The organism is Haliea salexigens DSM 19537 (assembly GCF_000423125.1).
Taxonomy (GTDB): domain Bacteria; phylum Pseudomonadota; class Gammaproteobacteria; order Pseudomonadales; family Halieaceae; genus Haliea; species Haliea salexigens.
On the sequence record NZ_AUHJ01000008.1, the window covers coordinates 87,701 to 103,281 of the forward strand.

The 15,581-nt window shown below is 63.0% G+C and carries 14 protein-coding genes; 4 read left to right on the forward strand and 10 right to left on the reverse strand.

Going from position 1 to position 15,581, the window contains the following annotated elements:
- Window positions 1-30 precede the first annotated feature (30 nt).
- The 3 genes from G533_RS0110745 to coxB are packed head-to-tail and all read right to left on the reverse strand — an operon-like array spanning window position 31 to window position 3,303.
- A complete protein-coding gene (locus G533_RS0110745; RefSeq protein ID WP_027949950.1) occupies window positions 31-591 on the reverse strand; it encodes a cytochrome c oxidase assembly protein in 561 nt (186 codons plus the stop codon).
- Window positions 592-621: 30 nt separating this feature from the next.
- On the reverse strand, window positions 622-2,184 hold the full coding sequence (gene ctaD / locus G533_RS0110750; protein ID WP_027949951.1) for a cytochrome c oxidase subunit I: 1,563 nt from the start codon (window positions 2,182-2,184) through the stop codon (window positions 622-624).
- A 15-nt stretch (window positions 2,185-2,199) separates the two neighbouring features.
- Window positions 2,200-3,303: a cytochrome c oxidase subunit II gene (coxB, locus tag G533_RS0110755; RefSeq protein ID WP_240472418.1), complete on the reverse strand. Its 1,104-nt coding sequence runs from the start codon at window positions 3,301-3,303 to the stop codon at window positions 2,200-2,202.
- Between the two features lie 371 nt (window positions 3,304-3,674).
- Between coxB and G533_RS0110760 the strand changes: the two genes are divergently transcribed.
- Together G533_RS0110760 and G533_RS21605 are read left to right on the forward strand one after the other, a co-directional pair.
- Entirely contained in the window at window positions 3,675-5,000 is a 1,326-nt protein-coding gene (locus G533_RS0110760; protein WP_027949953.1) for an MATE family efflux transporter, read from the forward strand.
- 64 nt (window positions 5,001-5,064) lie between these two features.
- Window positions 5,065-6,288: a cytochrome P450 gene (locus G533_RS21605; RefSeq protein WP_051230210.1), complete on the forward strand. Its 1,224-nt coding sequence runs from the start codon at window positions 5,065-5,067 to the stop codon at window positions 6,286-6,288.
- A gap of 48 nt (window positions 6,289-6,336) precedes the next feature.
- On the opposite strand, the gene cuyA is transcribed toward G533_RS21605, so the two are convergent.
- Complete coding sequence (gene cuyA / locus G533_RS0110770) at window positions 6,337-7,347, reverse strand: D-cysteate sulfo-lyase (protein ID WP_027949954.1); 1,011 nt, start codon at window positions 7,345-7,347, stop codon at window positions 6,337-6,339.
- A gap of 227 nt (window positions 7,348-7,574) precedes the next feature.
- Between cuyA and G533_RS21610 the strand changes: the two genes are divergently transcribed.
- Window positions 7,575-9,869 carry a TonB-dependent receptor gene (locus tag G533_RS21610; protein ID WP_051230211.1) on the forward strand — a complete coding sequence of 765 codons (2,295 nt, stop codon included), beginning with the start codon at window positions 7,575-7,577 and terminating at the stop codon, window positions 9,867-9,869.
- 16 nt (window positions 9,870-9,885) lie between these two features.
- On the opposite strand, the gene G533_RS0110780 is transcribed toward G533_RS21610, so the two are convergent.
- Window positions 9,886-10,146, reverse strand: a complete 261-nt coding sequence (locus tag G533_RS0110780; protein ID WP_027949955.1) for a YheV family putative zinc ribbon protein — start codon at window positions 10,144-10,146, stop codon at window positions 9,886-9,888.
- A 78-nt stretch (window positions 10,147-10,224) separates the two neighbouring features.
- Here G533_RS0110780 and G533_RS0110785 point away from each other — a divergent pair, with 78 nt between their 5' ends.
- The gene (locus G533_RS0110785) at window positions 10,225-10,782 is read left to right on the forward strand and encodes a gamma carbonic anhydrase family protein (RefSeq protein WP_035527638.1); all 558 of its coding nucleotides are present in this window, start codon (window positions 10,225-10,227) and stop codon (window positions 10,780-10,782) included.
- 40 nt (window positions 10,783-10,822) lie between these two features.
- Here G533_RS0110785 and aroE read toward each other — a convergent pair whose 3' ends face one another.
- From aroE to G533_RS0110810, 5 genes are all read right to left on the reverse strand, one after another.
- A complete protein-coding gene (aroE, locus tag G533_RS0110790) occupies window positions 10,823-11,662 on the reverse strand; it encodes a shikimate dehydrogenase (RefSeq protein WP_027949957.1) in 840 nt (279 codons plus the stop codon).
- 42 nt (window positions 11,663-11,704) lie between these two features.
- The gene (gene hemF, locus G533_RS0110795) at window positions 11,705-12,610 is read right to left on the reverse strand and encodes an oxygen-dependent coproporphyrinogen oxidase (protein ID WP_027949958.1); all 906 of its coding nucleotides are present in this window, start codon (window positions 12,608-12,610) and stop codon (window positions 11,705-11,707) included.
- A 75-nt stretch (window positions 12,611-12,685) separates the two neighbouring features.
- On the reverse strand, window positions 12,686-13,243 hold the full coding sequence (gene tsaC, locus G533_RS0110800; RefSeq protein WP_027949959.1) for an L-threonylcarbamoyladenylate synthase type 1 TsaC: 558 nt from the start codon (window positions 13,241-13,243) through the stop codon (window positions 12,686-12,688).
- Between the two features lie 32 nt (window positions 13,244-13,275).
- Window positions 13,276-14,418: a DNA-processing protein DprA gene (dprA, locus tag G533_RS0110805; RefSeq protein WP_027949960.1), complete on the reverse strand. Its 1,143-nt coding sequence runs from the start codon at window positions 14,416-14,418 to the stop codon at window positions 13,276-13,278.
- Between the two features lie 74 nt (window positions 14,419-14,492).
- The gene (locus G533_RS0110810; RefSeq protein WP_027949961.1) at window positions 14,493-15,527 is read right to left on the reverse strand and encodes a LysM peptidoglycan-binding domain-containing protein; all 1,035 of its coding nucleotides are present in this window, start codon (window positions 15,525-15,527) and stop codon (window positions 14,493-14,495) included.
- Window positions 15,528-15,581 lie beyond the last annotated feature (54 nt).

Sequence of the window (15,581 nt, forward strand, 5' to 3'; positions counted from 1 at the left end):
GTATATCACCCGGCCCCCCCGGACCGCGTGTCAGCGAGCAGCGATTGAGCCGCCCACCATATCTGTGACATCAAAAATCGTGTAGGACAGCGTGATGGTGTGAATGTCGCTGGGCAGGTCCCGGTCGATGATGAACTGCAGCGGCATTTCCGCCGAGCTGTCGCCATCCAGTGGTTGCTGGTTGAAGCAGAAGCACTCTGTCTTGTGAAAGTAGGCCGCGGCTCGCGACGGCGATACACTGGGAATCGCCTGCGCCACCATCGCCTGTGGCAGCGGGTTGCGTGCGTGGAACACCGTGTCGTTACTCGCCCCCGGATGTACTTTCATCATGGTCACCGAAGGGCCGAAGTCCCAGGGCATGCCCTCGTTGTTGGTGGCCACGAACTGAATGGTCACCGTACGCGACTCATCGACGCCGGCCTGCACCGATGTGTAGGCCTCGCCGTTGGTTTTGCCATTGATGCCGAGCGCATCACAGAGCACGTTGTAGAGTGGCACCATGACCACGAATACGAAGGCAAACATGATCACAGCGGTCGACGCCAACTTGACGACAGTATCGACAACCGGGTTACTACTCACTCTCAACATGCGACGCTCCTCAATCCCGACGACAGGCCGTTAGCGCACCTGCGGCGGCGTTTCAAAGGTGTGGTAGGGCGCCGGCGTGGCAACCGTCCACTCCAGGCCTTCTGCGCCTTCCCAGGTTTTCGCTTCACTGGTGGGCTTGCCCGCAACAATGGTGGCAATCACGTTGTACAGGAACAGGATCTGCGAGGCACCGTAGATGAAGGCGCCAATGCTGGACATCATGTTGAAGTCAGCAAACTGCAGTGCGTAGTCCGGAATCCGTCGCGGCATACCGGCGAGGCCGACGAAGTGCTGCGGGAAGAACGTGATGTTGAAGCCGATGAACGATATCCAGAAGTGGGTCTTGCCCATGGTTTCGTTGTACATGCGGCCACACCACTTGGGCAGCCAGTAGTACACCGCAGCGCTCATGGAGAACACCGCACCGGCCACCATCACATAGTGGAAGTGCGCGACCACGAAGTAGCTGTCGTGATACTGGAAGTCCGCGGGCGCAATGGACAGCATGAGGCCAGTGAAGCCGCCAATGGTGAACAACACCAGGAAGCCCATGCAGAACAGCATCGGGGTTTCGAAGGTCATGGCACCGCGCCACATGGTCGTCACCCAGTTGAATACCTTCACCCCGGTGGGTACGGCAATCAGCATGGTGGCGTACATGAAGAACAGTTCACCGGCTACCGGCATGCCGACGGTGTACATGTGGTGAGCCCACACGATAAACGACAGGAAGGCGATGGCGGCGGTGGCGTAGACCATGGAGTCGTAGCCGAACAGGGGCTTGCGGGCAAAGGTCGGGATGATCTGCGAGACCACACCGAATGCCGGCAGAATAATGATGTACACCTCGGGGTGACCGAAGAACCAGAAAATGTGCTGGAACAGCACCGGGTCACCACCGCCGGCGGCGGAGAAGAAGCTGGTGCCGAAGTGAATATCCATCAGCATCATGGTCACGGCGCCCGCGAGTACCGGCATCACCGCCACCAGCAGGAATGCAGTGATCAGCCACGTCCAGACGAACAGCGGCATCTTCATGTAGGTCATGCCGGGGGCACGCATGTTCATCACGGTGGCGATGATGTTGATCGACCCCATGATGGACGACAGCCCGAGCACGTGAATGGAGAAAATGAAGTAGGTGACCGAAGGCGGCGCATAGGTGGTCGACAACGGCGCGTAGAACGTCCAGCCGAAGTTGGGCGCACCGCCTTCCATGAACAGCGTTCCCGCCAGAATCAAAAACGCCGGCGGCAGGATCCAGAAGCTCCAGTTGTTCATCCGCGGCAGCGCCATGTCCGGCGCACCGATCATCATCGGAATCATCCAGTTGGCGAGGCCGACGAAGGAGGGCATGATCGCCCCGAACACCATCACCAGACCGTGCAGGGTGGTCATCTGGTTGAAAAAGGCGGGTTCTACCAACTGCATGCCGGGCTGGAACAGCTCGGCACGGATAATCATGGCAAACGCGCCGCCCAGAATGAACATGGAAAACGAGAACCACAGGTACATGGTTCCGATATCTTTGTGGTTGGTGGTGAACAGCCACCGGCTAAGGCCCTTGGCAGGACCGTGATGATGATCGCCCATCGTTAACTCCTCCAATTAGCCTTTTTTGTGGTTGTACACATCAATGGGCTGCACCATATCACCCATATTGTTGCCAAAAGCGTTGCGCTGATACGTGATCACCGCCGCCATCTCCACATCGTTTATCTGCCCACCGAAGGCCTGCATCGCAGAACCCGGCACGCCGTTGATACCAATTTCCAGGTGACCACTGACGTCACCCATGGCGACTGCGCTGCCGGCAATTGCGGTACCTACACCACCCTCACCGTTGGCACCGTGACAGGCCAGACAGTTGCGCTCGTACACCGCTTTACCGCGGGTCATCAGTTCGTCCAGCGTGAAGGTCTGTGCCATCAGGTCGCGGATTTCGGCGGCTTCGGCCTTTTTGGTTTCCAACCAGCCGGCGTATTCATCCTTGCTCACAACATTGACGACCACCGGCATAAAGCCGTGGTCCTTGCCGCACAACTCGGCACACTGGCCGCGGTAAATGCCCTCGGTGCTGGCGCGGGTCCAGGTTTCATTGATAAAGCCGGGAATGGCGTCTTTCTTCACCGCCAGCTCAGGGACCCACCAGGAGTGGATAACGTCGTTGGCGGTCACCAGAAAGCGCACCTTGGTATCAACCGGGATCACCAGCGGCTCATCCACTTCCAGCAGGTAGTGCTCGCCCTTGTCCGCGGTGTTGTAGATCTCGCCCTGCGGCGTGCGCAGGTTACTGAAGAACGACACATTCTCGCCGTTCTCGTCGAGGTATTCGTACTTCCACTTCCACTGGTAACCGGTGATCAGGACGTCCATTTCGGCATCGTCGAAATCGTAGATTTCCAGCAGGGTCGAGGTGGCGGGTACCGCCATACCAATCAAGATAAGGAAGGGGACGACCGTCCAGGCAATTTCCACCTTGGTGCTCTCGTGGAACGTGGAGGGTGTCACGCCGCGCGATTTACGGTGGTAATAAATGGAATAGAACATTACCCCGAAGACCAGCGCGCCGATAATGACGCAGATCCAGAAGATCAGCATGTGCAGGTCGTAAATGCTCTGGCCGATTTCGGTGGCGCCGGGTGCCATATTCACCTGGTTTACCTTGTCACCCGCAGCTGCAGCACCGGCACTTGCCAGGCCAAGCAGCATGAGCACAGGACCAAGCGCCAGCTCACGCAGTCTGTTCGCTTTCAACAACATTTCCCGTGTCTCCCTCATTTTCACAATCTCTCCCCCAGCCGGTGGAGCACTACTTTCTTCCTGCAGACACGCCGTGCAGCGTGCTTTCCAAGCGACCACAGGCACGTTGCGCCAGGGGGCCGCAGCCCTTCATCAGGGGAAGGGAGGAGTGGGGTAGATGCTTGTTCCAGCCAATTTTCAAGCCCCTGCGACCAAGTGCCGCATCTCGAGCCGCCGCGATTATAGCGAAACTCTTGAGCAAAAAATACTAAGATGCTGATTTTGTGAGGGTTTGCCGACTGCCCGTGAAGACGGCGCCGGGAGCCGCCAGAGCGCTAGATATGGGTACCGCGACATCGCTTGACCACAAAATATGGCAAATCGCCTGGCCGGCAATTCTGTCCAACATTTCCATTCCCCTGCTCGGGTTGGTCGATGCAGGCATACTGGGGCACCTGGACGACACGCGTTATCTCGGTGCCGTGGCCATCGGCAGCGCGCTGCTCTCCTTCCTTTACTGGGGTTTCAGCTTCCTGCGCATGGGTACAACCGGGCGCGTCGCCCGCGCGCTGGGTGCCGGCAGCGAGGCGCAAGCCAGCCTGGAGCTCTACCGCGCCAGCGTGCTCGCCCTGGCGCTGGCGGGGCTGGTCTGGCTGCTGCACCCGCTCTGGTTGCATGCGGGGCTGGCACTGATGGCGCCGGACGCCACGCTGCTGCCCCTGGCGGACAGCTATGCCCGTATCCGTATCATCAGTGCGCCGGCGGTGCTGGTAACCTATGCCATCATCGGCTGGTTCATCGGCCACGGTGATACCCGCTGGCCCATGTGGGTGCTGATCGTCACCAATCTGACCAATATCGCACTGGATGTCCTGTTCGTGGTCGGCCTGGGCTGGGCCAGCGACGGCGCCGCGCTGGCCACCGTGCTCGCCGAATACACGGGGCTAGGCCTCGCACTGCTTGCGGTGCGCCGACGCCTCGCGCCTGCTGCGGCGCCGGGGCGAGGAGAACTGCTGGACGTGCGCGCCTATGTTTCCCTGATGCGCAGCAACAGTCATCTCTTCGTGCGCACCATTACCCTGCTCGCGGCCTTTGCCTTTTTCACCAGCATGGGGGAAAAGCTGGGTACAGCCACGCTGGCCGCCAACGCGCTGCTGATGCAATTGCTCCTGCTGACCTCCTATGCCCTTGATGGCTTCGCCTACGCCGCGGAGAGTCTGGCGGGAAATCGCGCGGGGGCCAAGGACCCGCGGGGGTTCTATCAGGTAGTACGCCGCTGCGGCCTGTGGTGTGCCGGCTCCGCACTGGCCCTGAGCATCGCGTTTCTGATCGTGCAACTACCCCTGTTCCGGCTGCTGACCAGCCTGCCGGATGTACTGCGGGTGCTGGACCAGCACCGACTGTGGCTGGTGCTACTGCCCCTGGTTGCGGCGCCCACCTACCTGCTGGACGGCGTGTTTATCGGTACCGGCGAAACACGGCCCATGATGCGCACCATGCTCGCCAGCGCCCTGCTGGTCTACCTGCCGGCCTGGTATGTCACCCAACCCTGGGGCAACCACGGCCTGTGGCTCGCATTCACCCTGTTCAATGCCGCGCGGGGCCTTACCCTGTACGGCAGCTACCGACGCCTGTCGGCAGGCGGTGGCTGGTTCCGATGCGACTGAACCTACAGGTGTATGCTAGTCTCCGCGTGATTGCGCCCTTGAGACATAAAAACGAGTAACCACCATGACCTCCTGCCCATACCGCGACCGCCTGCTGCATCTCGACAATTTCGCAGAGGGCACACCGCGAGAAGCAATCGCCGCACTGCGCCGGGAGCACCGCGTTGTATGGCAGGAGGACGAGCACGCAGCGGGGGGGCACTGGCTGGTGCTGCACAAAGCCGACATCGACACGGTGCTGCGCGATCCGGCGACATTTTCCAGCAGCTTCGGCCCGCTGCTGGAGGATTTTCCCGAGGAGCTTCTGGCACTGCAGCGCCAGGCGATGACCTTCCTCGATCCGCCGGAACACCGCTCACGCCGTGCCCTGGTCGACTACGCCTTTCGGCCCGGTGTGCTTGAGGCGCGCCGCGACATGATGCAGGCGAAAGTGACTGCCATCATCGACAACATCATCGATCGCGGCGAGTGTGAATTTGTCAGCGAGGTGGCCATGCACCTGCCGGTACACGTGATGTTCACTCTGCTTGGCGTGCCGGAAGCGGATTACGCTTACCTGGTCCCCACGATCAACGCTGTAACCCTGGCCAACGATCCGGACTACGCGGGCAGTCGCGAGGAGGGCTGGACCGCGTCGGCGCAGATGGTGGCGTGGGCGGCAGCCTTTGCCGCCACGCGCCGCGGACAACCGGGCAATGATATGACCAGTGAGCTGCTCGCAGCGGACATCGACGGGCGCAGTCTCAGCGATGAAGAGTACGGCGTGATTTTTCAGGGCCTCATGATCGGCGGTACGGAAACGACACGCAACACGCTGTCGTGGCTCATACGTGAGCTCATCCGTCACCCCGAGCAGCTGGCCTTGCTGCGCGCGGACCCAACACTGATACCGGCGGCAGTCGAGGAAATACTGCGCTACCGCAATACCGTGGTCTACACCCGGCGCACCGCCATGCGCGATGTCGAGCTGGCCGGCCAGCACATTGCCCAGGGCGGCAAGGTCGTATGCCTGCTGGCATCAGTAAACCGAGACCCGGACTGCTTTGACCAACCGGATACCTTCGACATCACCCGCGACCCGGCACAAACCCGGCGCGCCATGCGCACCTTTGGCTTCGGGGTGCACGTCTGCCCCGGGCAGCATCAGGCGCGCCTGAATCTGGAAATGATGACGCGGGAAATTCTCGCGCGCATGGGTGACCTCAGGTTACTCGAAGAGCCCACGCACTTCCGCTCCAACTTCATGGACGGCTTCAAGCGCATGCCCCTGGGCTTCAGCAAACTGTAGCGGTCGTTCCCGCCGACAGGCCCCTGTGGCGCAAACACGGCGCGGGGTTCAACGGTAACTGGCGAAGCCAAACGCGGCGCGATAGCCAAACAGCGCCTGGCTGCCCCCGGTGTGCAGAAACACCACGTTGTCATCCGCGGCGTAACGGCCCTGACGCACCAGGTCAATGAGGCCCGCCATGCCCTTGCCGGTATACACCGGGTCGAGCAGGATGCCCTCCAGTTCCGCGAGCAGCGCAATCGCCTCCAGGGTACCCTCCGCGGGAATGCCATAACCGGCGCCCACATAGGCGCAGTTCACCTGCACATCTCCGGCCGTCACGGTTTCCCCCAGGCCCATCAGGGCCGTTGTCTGGTTGGCCAGCGCGAGTACATTGCGGTGCTGGGTGGCCTCCGGCGCCCGCACCCCGATGCCCAGCACCGGAATGCCGCTATTGCTGGCGACCATGCCGGCCACCAGCCCCGCCTGGGTCCCGGCACTGCCCGTGCCATGCACCAGTTCACGCACCTGTAAACTGCGCTCATTGGCCTGAACCAGCAACTCCAGAGCGGCGTTCACATAGCCCAGTGCGCCGATCGCATTGGAGCCGCCGCCCGGAATCACGTAGGGCCGGGCTCCCTCTGCCTGCAGGCGTTGTGACTCGGCGGCCATCGCGGCATTCATATCGGTGCCGCCCGGGTGCAGGGCAAGGTGCGCGCCGAACAGCTCGTTCAGCAGTACGTTGCCGTTGTAGTTGTAGTCGGGATCTTCGCTGGCAGTGCGATCCTCCAGCAGAATGTGGCAGGCCAGCCCCAGCCGGGCGGCAATCGCCGCGGTCTGGCGCGCATGGTTGGACTGGGTGGCACCCTGGGTAATCACGGTATCCGCTCCCTGCGCCTGCGCATCCGCCAGCAAAAACTCCAGTTTGCGCGTCTTGTTGCCGCCGCCGGCCAGACCGGTGCAGTCATCACGTTTGATCCAGAGACGAGGGCCACCAAGGTGTGCACTCAGGCGCTCCAGCGGCTCCAGCGGTGTGGGCAGGTGTGCAAAATGCAGTCGCGGAAAGCGGGACAAATGCATGGCTATGGGTCCAGTAGGAAAACGTATCGGCGATATTAAACGGGCTTGTGCGCAAGCGCCAATGAGCTGCGATACCCTCCAGTACACCACGCTGTCCACCACAGGACAATATCCGCGCCCGGGCGCTGCTGCACTCCACGGAGTGCGCCATATTTCGCTGCGGTCTGCTATTATCCGCGGCAGCAGATCACAACAATTCCCTTTGTCCAGATAACAAGGTACGCCCCATGCTACAAACCGCATTCAAACCCCGCCTGACATTTGCCGCACTGCTCGTGCTTTCAGTCAACGCCACCGCACAAGGTGTCGGTATGCTGGAGGAAGTGGTGGTTACCGCGCAAAAGCGCACCGAGAGCCTTACCGATGTACCCATTTCCATTGCGGTCATGAGCAGCGAAGCGCTGCAGAAAACCGGTGTGCGCCAGGTGCGTGAGCTGGCTGAGTTCATCCCCAACATGAGCATTTCCGGCGGCAACGACAGCGCGACCGCGGTGCGCATCCGCGGCGTGGGTGCAAACACGCGCAATATCGGTTTCGACACCCGTGCCGGCGTCTACGTGGACGGCGTGTATATGGGGCAGTCGCCGGCACAGAACATCGAGATTCTCGACCTCGAACGCGTGGAGGTGGCGCGCGGTCCGCAGGGCACACTGTTCGGCAAGAACACGGTGGCGGGCGCCATCAGCATGGTCACCAAGAAGCCGACCCAGGAGCAGGAGCTTCTGGTCACCGGGGAAATGGGCAACTACGACTCCTATCGCGTCTCCGCCATCGCCAACCTGCCGCTGGGCGAAAATGCGGCGGCGCGCTTCTCCGTGGTCGATCACAATCGCGACGGCTTCATCACCAACGTTACCACCGGCACGCAGCACAACGAGCGCGACGGCACTGCGGTGCGTGGGCAGTTTGCCTTCGGTGGCGAACACTACGACGTCAACATCGCCGGCGACTATCTGGAATCGGACCGCGTATCCTCCTGGGGTGTGGCCATCTCCGATTGGTCGGGCAGTGTACCGAATACCGTATCGCCCAATGATTTCCGCATCGACAACAACATCGACAACTCGGAAGAGCGGGAGATCTGGGGTGTATCGGCCACGGTCAACGTTGACCTGGGCAGCGATTACCGCCTGACCTCGATTACCGCCTACCGCGATACCTGGGTTGACCGCGGCCAGGATACCGACCACTCTTTTCTGAATCTGCTGCGGGTGGAGTACCCGGATGCCTATGAGCAGACCACACAGGAGTTTCAGATTTTCTCACCCGACAGTGGTCGCCTGAAGTACGTTGCCGGCCTCTACCTCTATGATGAACAGGCCAGTTCGTCGCGTCGCGCCATTATCGGTGACGAAATCGGCATCGTGTTCGAGGGCCTGGCACCGCCACTGGCGCCTTTCGGCGCGCAATTTGACGGCGCGGGCGTGGGCACCTTCGCCGACGTAGACACGCGCAGCTATGCGGTGTACCTGAACGGCACCTACGACCTCACCGAGCGGCTGACACTTGGCTTCGGTGCGCGCTACACCGAAGAGACACGCGAGGTGGATTTTGACCTGATCGGCGATATCGTCGACCTCGGCTTCCTGCAGGTGCCCGGCGCCGCCATCTTTGGCGTTGCGGTGGGCCCCGTGGTCGGTGACCAGACCGTTGCCAACTTCCAGGACGAAAACGACTACGACGACTTCTCACCGATGATCAGCCTGAGCTACGCCCTCGGTGATGACAGCAACATCTACCTGAAGTATTCCGAGGCCTTCAAGAGCGGGGGCTACAACGTGGACTTTGTCACCACCAGCGCGCTCACCGACGGTATCGATTTCGATCAGGAAACCGTCGAGGCCTGGGAGATCGGCCTCAAGGGCACCGCCATGGAGAACCGCCTGCGCTACAACCTGGTGGCGTTCCAGATGGACTTCGAGGACTACCAGTTGAACCAGTTCGTGCAGCTGGACAACGCCACTTCCGCCATCACTATCCGCAATGCTGCGGAAGTGCGCTCGCGGGGTGTGGAAGCGGAGCTGACCTATTTCCCCAGCAACAGCCTGATGCTGCAGGGTGCGCTGGGCTACAACGACGCCGAGTTCGAATCTTTCCCCGGTGGCTCAAGCGCACGCAACCCGGCCGGCATCGGTGCCGACCTGGCGGGCAACAAGCTGCCTGACGCGCCGGAGCTGACCGCGGCCTTCGCCATCCAGCATAACCTGGCGCTGCCAGACCTGGGTGCCGAGTTCGTTACCCGCGTGGACTGGACCTACACCGACAGCTTCTACGCCACCGAGGACAACGTCTCCTTCGCGCGCCCGGGCAGCAGCCTGGTGTGGGGTGAGATCGACAGTTACTCGCTGCTCAATGGCCGCATCGGCATTGAGGCGGACACCTGGTCCGTGTTCCTGTGGGGCCGCAACATCCTGGACGAAGGCTACGAGGAAACCTGGACGTCTGACTTCCTGGGCACCGTCGGCCGCTTCCCCGGCGACCCACGCACCGTCGGTGTTGAGGTCTCCTACCGCTTCCTCTAAACCTTCGCGGGCAGGCTCACTCCTGCCCTTTGTCACTGCCTGACGGGTCGAGAATCCGCACGACCGCCGCCTGCGTTTCCACACGCCGCGCGGCGGGGCGGCTCACCCGGGTGGGCGGCTCGACGGTGCCGCCGTCTTTGGGGCGCGGATCGCTGAACCCACAGGCGACGCATTCCCTCAAGTCACTCTCACGATCCACGACTATCGTGTCCATGGCGCTGCAGCGCGGGCAAACCGCGCCCGCTATAAAGCGCCTGTTCTGCGCTGGTGTCGACATACGAGTTTCCGGGCCAGCATCGGCTGGCGGGCTGTTGAGACAGCCGCTATTGTAGCAGGATCGAACAAGGAGCTTATTATGCCTCACGACACCACAACCAGCCTGCGCAGCTTCGGCGGCCACACCCCCAGTCTCGGACAGCGTGTACTGATAGACCCCAGCGCCGTGGTATTGGGAGACGTCGAGCTGGGCGACGATGTTTCCGTCTGGCCACAGGCGGTGATCCGGGGCGACATGCACCGCATTCGCATTGGCGCACGCACCAGTGTGCAGGACGGCAGCGTGTTGCACATCACCCACGCCGGACCCTACAACCCGGATGGCTGGCCACTGCTGATCGGCGCGGATGTCACGATCGGCCACAATGCCACCCTGCACGGCTGCACCATCGGAGACAGGGTGCTGGTAGGTATGGGTGCAACGGTGATGGACGGCGCGATAGTGGAGAGCGAGGTCGTGATCGGCGCCTGCGCGCTGGTCACACCCGGCAAAACGCTACGCAGCGGCTACCTCTACGCCGGCAGCCCCGCGCGCGAGATGCGTGCGCTGAGTGACAAGGAGCTCGACTACTTTCGCTACAGCGCGGCCAACTACGTACGCCTCAAGGACCAGCACCTGGCCGAGCTCGCGCGCTGATTCCCGGCGCCGGGCAAGAAGGCTGGCCGCCCGCAATGCCTCAGGCGGCTGCCAGCAAATGCCTCATCTGGGCAATAACCGGCTGGGTGGCAGGGCGCACCTGGCGCCAGCGGTAAAACGATTCCGCCGCCTGCTCGACCAGCATGCCCAGCCCGTCCGCGACGGCCCAGGCCGTATTCTGTGCCGCCCAACGCATGAAGGGGGTGGGGGCAGCCCCGTAGAGCATGTCGTAGCAACAACTGCGCACGGTCAACTGGATATCCGGCAGCGCGGGCATTTCGCCTGACAGGCCGGCACTGGTTGCATTGATCAACACGTCCACCGCCAGTCCGTCCAGCGCCTCCAGGCCGCCGCCCTGCACCGGGCCGAGGTCGGCAAACGCATCCGCCAGTGCTTCCGCCCGCGCCGCGGTGCGATTGGCGATCAACAGGGCGGCGGGACGTTCGCTCAGTAGCGGTTCCAGCACACCGCGCACGGCACCGCCGGCGCCGATGATGGCGATGCGACGCCCTTGCAGTTGCCAGCCGAGATTGGCCACCATGTCGCGTACCAGGCCGATGCCGTCTGTGGTTTCGCCAGAGACTGCGCCATCGGCGCCGACACTGAGCGTGTTCACCGCACCGGCCCGCCGCGCGCGCTCGGTGAGGGTGTCGGCGAATGCGCAGGCTTCCTGCTTGAACGGTACGGTAACGTTGAGGCCTTTGCCGCCACCGTCGAAAAAGCAGCGGGCAGAGCGGGCAAAGTCATCCAGTTCCACGCGCACGGCGCGGTAGTGCAAGCGCTGGTCGCACTGCTGTGCAAAAGCGGCGTGGATGGCCGGCGACTTGCTGTGCTTGATGGGGTTGCCGAAAACGGCGTATTTGTCGGGCTGCGCAGTCATAATGCGTCTGTCCACCGCGTTGTCAAATGGGCCTGTGAGGCGTTATTCATGCAACCAGTCCCGGTGCTGCAGATAGTAGTCTGTCAGCTCGGCTTCCGGAGACCCCGCTTCGGGCTGGTAGTTGTACTCCCAACGCACCAGCGGTGGCAGGGACATGAGAATGGCTTCGGTGCGCCCGTTCGACTGCAGGCCGAACAGGGTGCCGCGATCAAATACGAGGTTGAATTCAACATAGCGGCCACGGCGATACAGTTGGAACTGCCGCTCCCGCTCACCCCAGGGCTGGCCCTTGCGACGCTGCACAATCGGCAGGTAAGCAGGCAGGTAGGAGTCGCCCACGGCGCGCATGAACCCGAAGCAGCGCTCAAAGCTACCTTCACTCAGGTCGTCGTAAAACAGCCCCCCCACACCCCGCGGTTCCTGGCGGTGTTTGAGGTAGAAGTACTCGTCGCACCAGCGCTTGTAGCGAGGATACACATCATCCCCGAAGGGCGCGCAAGCGTCTGCCGCCACCTGGTGCCAGTGCCTGCAATCCTCGCGGTTACCGTAATAGGGTGTGAGGTCATAGCCACCGCCAAACCACCAGACCGGTTCGGCGCCGTCTTTCTCCGCCACGAACAGGCGCACGTTGGCATGCGATGTGGGTACGTAGGGGTTCTGTGGATGAATCACCAGTGACACACCCATGGCCTGATAGCTGCGCCCGGCGAGTTCCGGGCGGGCCGCCGTCGCAGAGGGCGGCAAGTGCTCGCCCATCACGTGGGAGAAATTGACGCCGGCTTTCTCGAATACCGCGCCATCGCCGAGCACCCGGCTGCGGCCACCGCCGCCCTCGGGCCGCTGCCATTCGTCGGTGATAAAGCCGGCGGCACCGTCCTCCAGCGCCAGCGCTTCACAGATACGATCCTGCAGCGCCAGCAGGTAGGTCTTGACGTCTTCAACGTGCATGGCGGTAAGGTCCTCCCGTTCGGCGCGGCCATTATACGCATGCCACCGGCTGGCTTGCACCGGCACGACCAACCCTCAGGAGCGCAGCACCCGGTCTGTCTGCAGGTCGCGAATCACCGAGGGCCGCAGCGCGCCACCCAATGGGCCGGGCAGGATGCCGTCCAGCTGGCCGCGAAAATACCGGTGGACCTGGAAGAGGGACAGGGCAGGGCGGCTGCCGCCGGGATTAGCGGAGGTCGACACCAGCGGTCCGCCCCAGGCGGAACACAGCGCTACCATGCCCGGATGGGCCGTCACCCGCACCGCCACAGTGTCGCGGCCACCGTGCACCCAGGCCGGCACCAATCCATGGTGGGGAATCAGCCACGTAGTGGGGCCGGGCCAGGAAAGCGCCAGTTTCTGCCGCTGGGCTTCGGTGAGCGCGCCCAACAGCGCGCCAACCTGCTGCAGGTTCGCCGCAATCAGGATCAGCCCTTTCTCCACCGGCCGCTCCTTGATCTCCAAGAGGCGGGCAACCGCATGCGGATTGTCAGGATCGCAACTCAGGCCCCAGACCGCTTCGGTCGGACAGGCAATCACACCCCCATCGGCAAGAGCGCGCACGGCGGCATTGAGCTGCAGGTCAGAGGGCATGTGATGTGACTCCTGTGATAGAGGGGCGAAATTTAGCGACTCTCCCCGGGGGTGGCAAGCCCGGACTGGCAGCGCAGGTAGCGCCCCGCCTCCCGCAGCACGCTGCCCTGCGCTTCCAGCGTCGACAGGGCGGACAACACCTCGGAAAGCGGCCTGCCCGAGGCCGCGACGAGCGTGTCGACATCCACGCCTTCGGCACTCATCAGCGCCAGCAGCCAGTGCGGCGCCGACGGCGGTGCGACCGCGGGAGGCGTCGGGGACAGCGACGGACGGGCGTCGAACAGTGGCCCGAAATTCTCGACCACATCCTCAATGCCCTGCACCAACACCGCGCCATCGCGCAACAGATGCAGGCAGCCGCGGCCACCCGCGTGCCCGGGAAACCAGGGCAGCGCAAACACCTCGCGTCCCTGTTCCAGGGCGGTATTCGCCGTAATCAGGGAGCCGCTGGGCAGTGCGGCCTCGACCACCAGCACACCGAGCGAGAGGCCACTGATAATGCGGTTGCGGGCCGGGAAGTGGCCCGGCAGGGGCGGTGTCAGCGGGGGAAATTCGGTCACCAGACAACCGGTCTGCAACAGTTCCGTGGCCAGCGCGGCATGTCGCCGCGGGTAGACCGCCTCAATACCCGTTGCCATCACGGCCACCGACGCGCCGCGGGCTTGCAGCGCGCCGCGATGCGCTGCGGCGTCTATGCCCAGCGCCAGCCCGCTGGTCACCGCAAGGCCAGCCGCCACCGCATCCGCCGCCAGCTCAGTTGCCGCACGCAGGCCGACGGCGCTGGCCTTGCGGCTGCCCACCACCGCGAGCTGCGGCATCGTGAGCGCGTCAAGTTGCCCTCGGGCGTACAGAAATGGGGGCGGGTCGCTGATCGTTGACAGCAAAGGTGGATAACCCGGTTGCCCCAACACCAGAACCCGCGCGCCAAGCGTCCGCAGCCGGTCGTGCTGCTGATCCACATCCACCAGCGCCTGCGGGTGCCTGCCCCGGCGGCGGGCCAGCGTAAGGTCCTGCACCGCCGCGGGGGTGGCACCCGCGGCGACCAGTTCCGGCGGGCTGGCCTGTAAAAGCGCTTCAGGGGAGCCGAAGTGCTGCAGCAGGGCCCTGAGTTGACGGCGCGGAACATGCGGGAGGCTGTGCAGCAGAAGGCACAGAAATGCGTGATCGGTATCCATACATCATCCTTGACGTAGTCTCCGTTGTCGGGGGTATTGCCTGGCGGCGGTCAATCCGTGACCACCGCGCTTACTCAGGGATTTTTCACCCTGTCCATGACTTTCAGCGGCCGGTTGGCGCGCAGCACCAGAGCGTAGCTCGCTTTCTCGAACACCTCAAAGACCATCAGCAGGCCCGCGCGCGTATCGGGCAGGGTCACGTTCTGCCGCGCCACTTCATCGAAAACCAGGCCGCCCACCTGGTAGATGGCAAGCACATGCCCAACCTCAAGGCCTTCGCGCTCACCGCGGTTCAGCACCACGATGTCGCCCTGACCGATCTGGCTGACACCGCCATCCACCGCGATCATGTAGCCATCATCAACCTCCACGCCCGGTGCCCGCGGCTGGAAGGTGGCGTCCAGTACCTGCTCGCGCTGCGGCAGCAGACGGTCGGCGATACGCACTTCCTCCGTTACCCGGGTCACGGTGAGCTCGGTGACTTCGTCGCGGTTGCTGCTGACCAGCCTGGCGTTACCAATATCCACTGCCTGGTAGCCGAGCAGTTCGCCGGTGACCGGATCGCTGTAGGTATCACCCGAGCGGAAAATTCCGAAGGTGCGCTCGCCGTCCGGGAACGGGCCGCGGCCATACACGCGGTCACCGGGGGCAGCGATCAGGCGGCCCTGGTCACCCGCCACCACGTAGGCTGAATTGTTCAGTGCGTCGGCATCGAGAATGCGGTGGCCTTTTAGGAACGCACCAATCTCGTCGAGGGGAATGATGGGGATCGCCAGGTCCAGCGGGCTGACCCGCACGCCCGGGTCCAGTTTCACGTCGCGGCCGCGGCGCAGCTGCAGCCGGGGCTCGCCGTTTACCCAGGTCAGGTAGAGTTCGTCGCCGGGGTAGATCAGGTGCGGGTTATCGATTTGCGGGTTGACGTCCCACAGCTCGGGCCAGCGCCAGGGCTGACGCAGGTACATACCCGAAATGCCCCACAGCGTGTCGCCGCGCTTGACCACATACACATCGGGAACGTCTTCGTTGAGTTCTACTGCCGCGCTGGACAGCGCGGCGAAAAACAGGCTCCCGAGCAATACGAGGCACACCGTGAATGACTTCGCTCTCATGATTCGTTCCAGCCCGTCCCTGTTATCATCCGCCCGCCGCCAACACGGCACTGG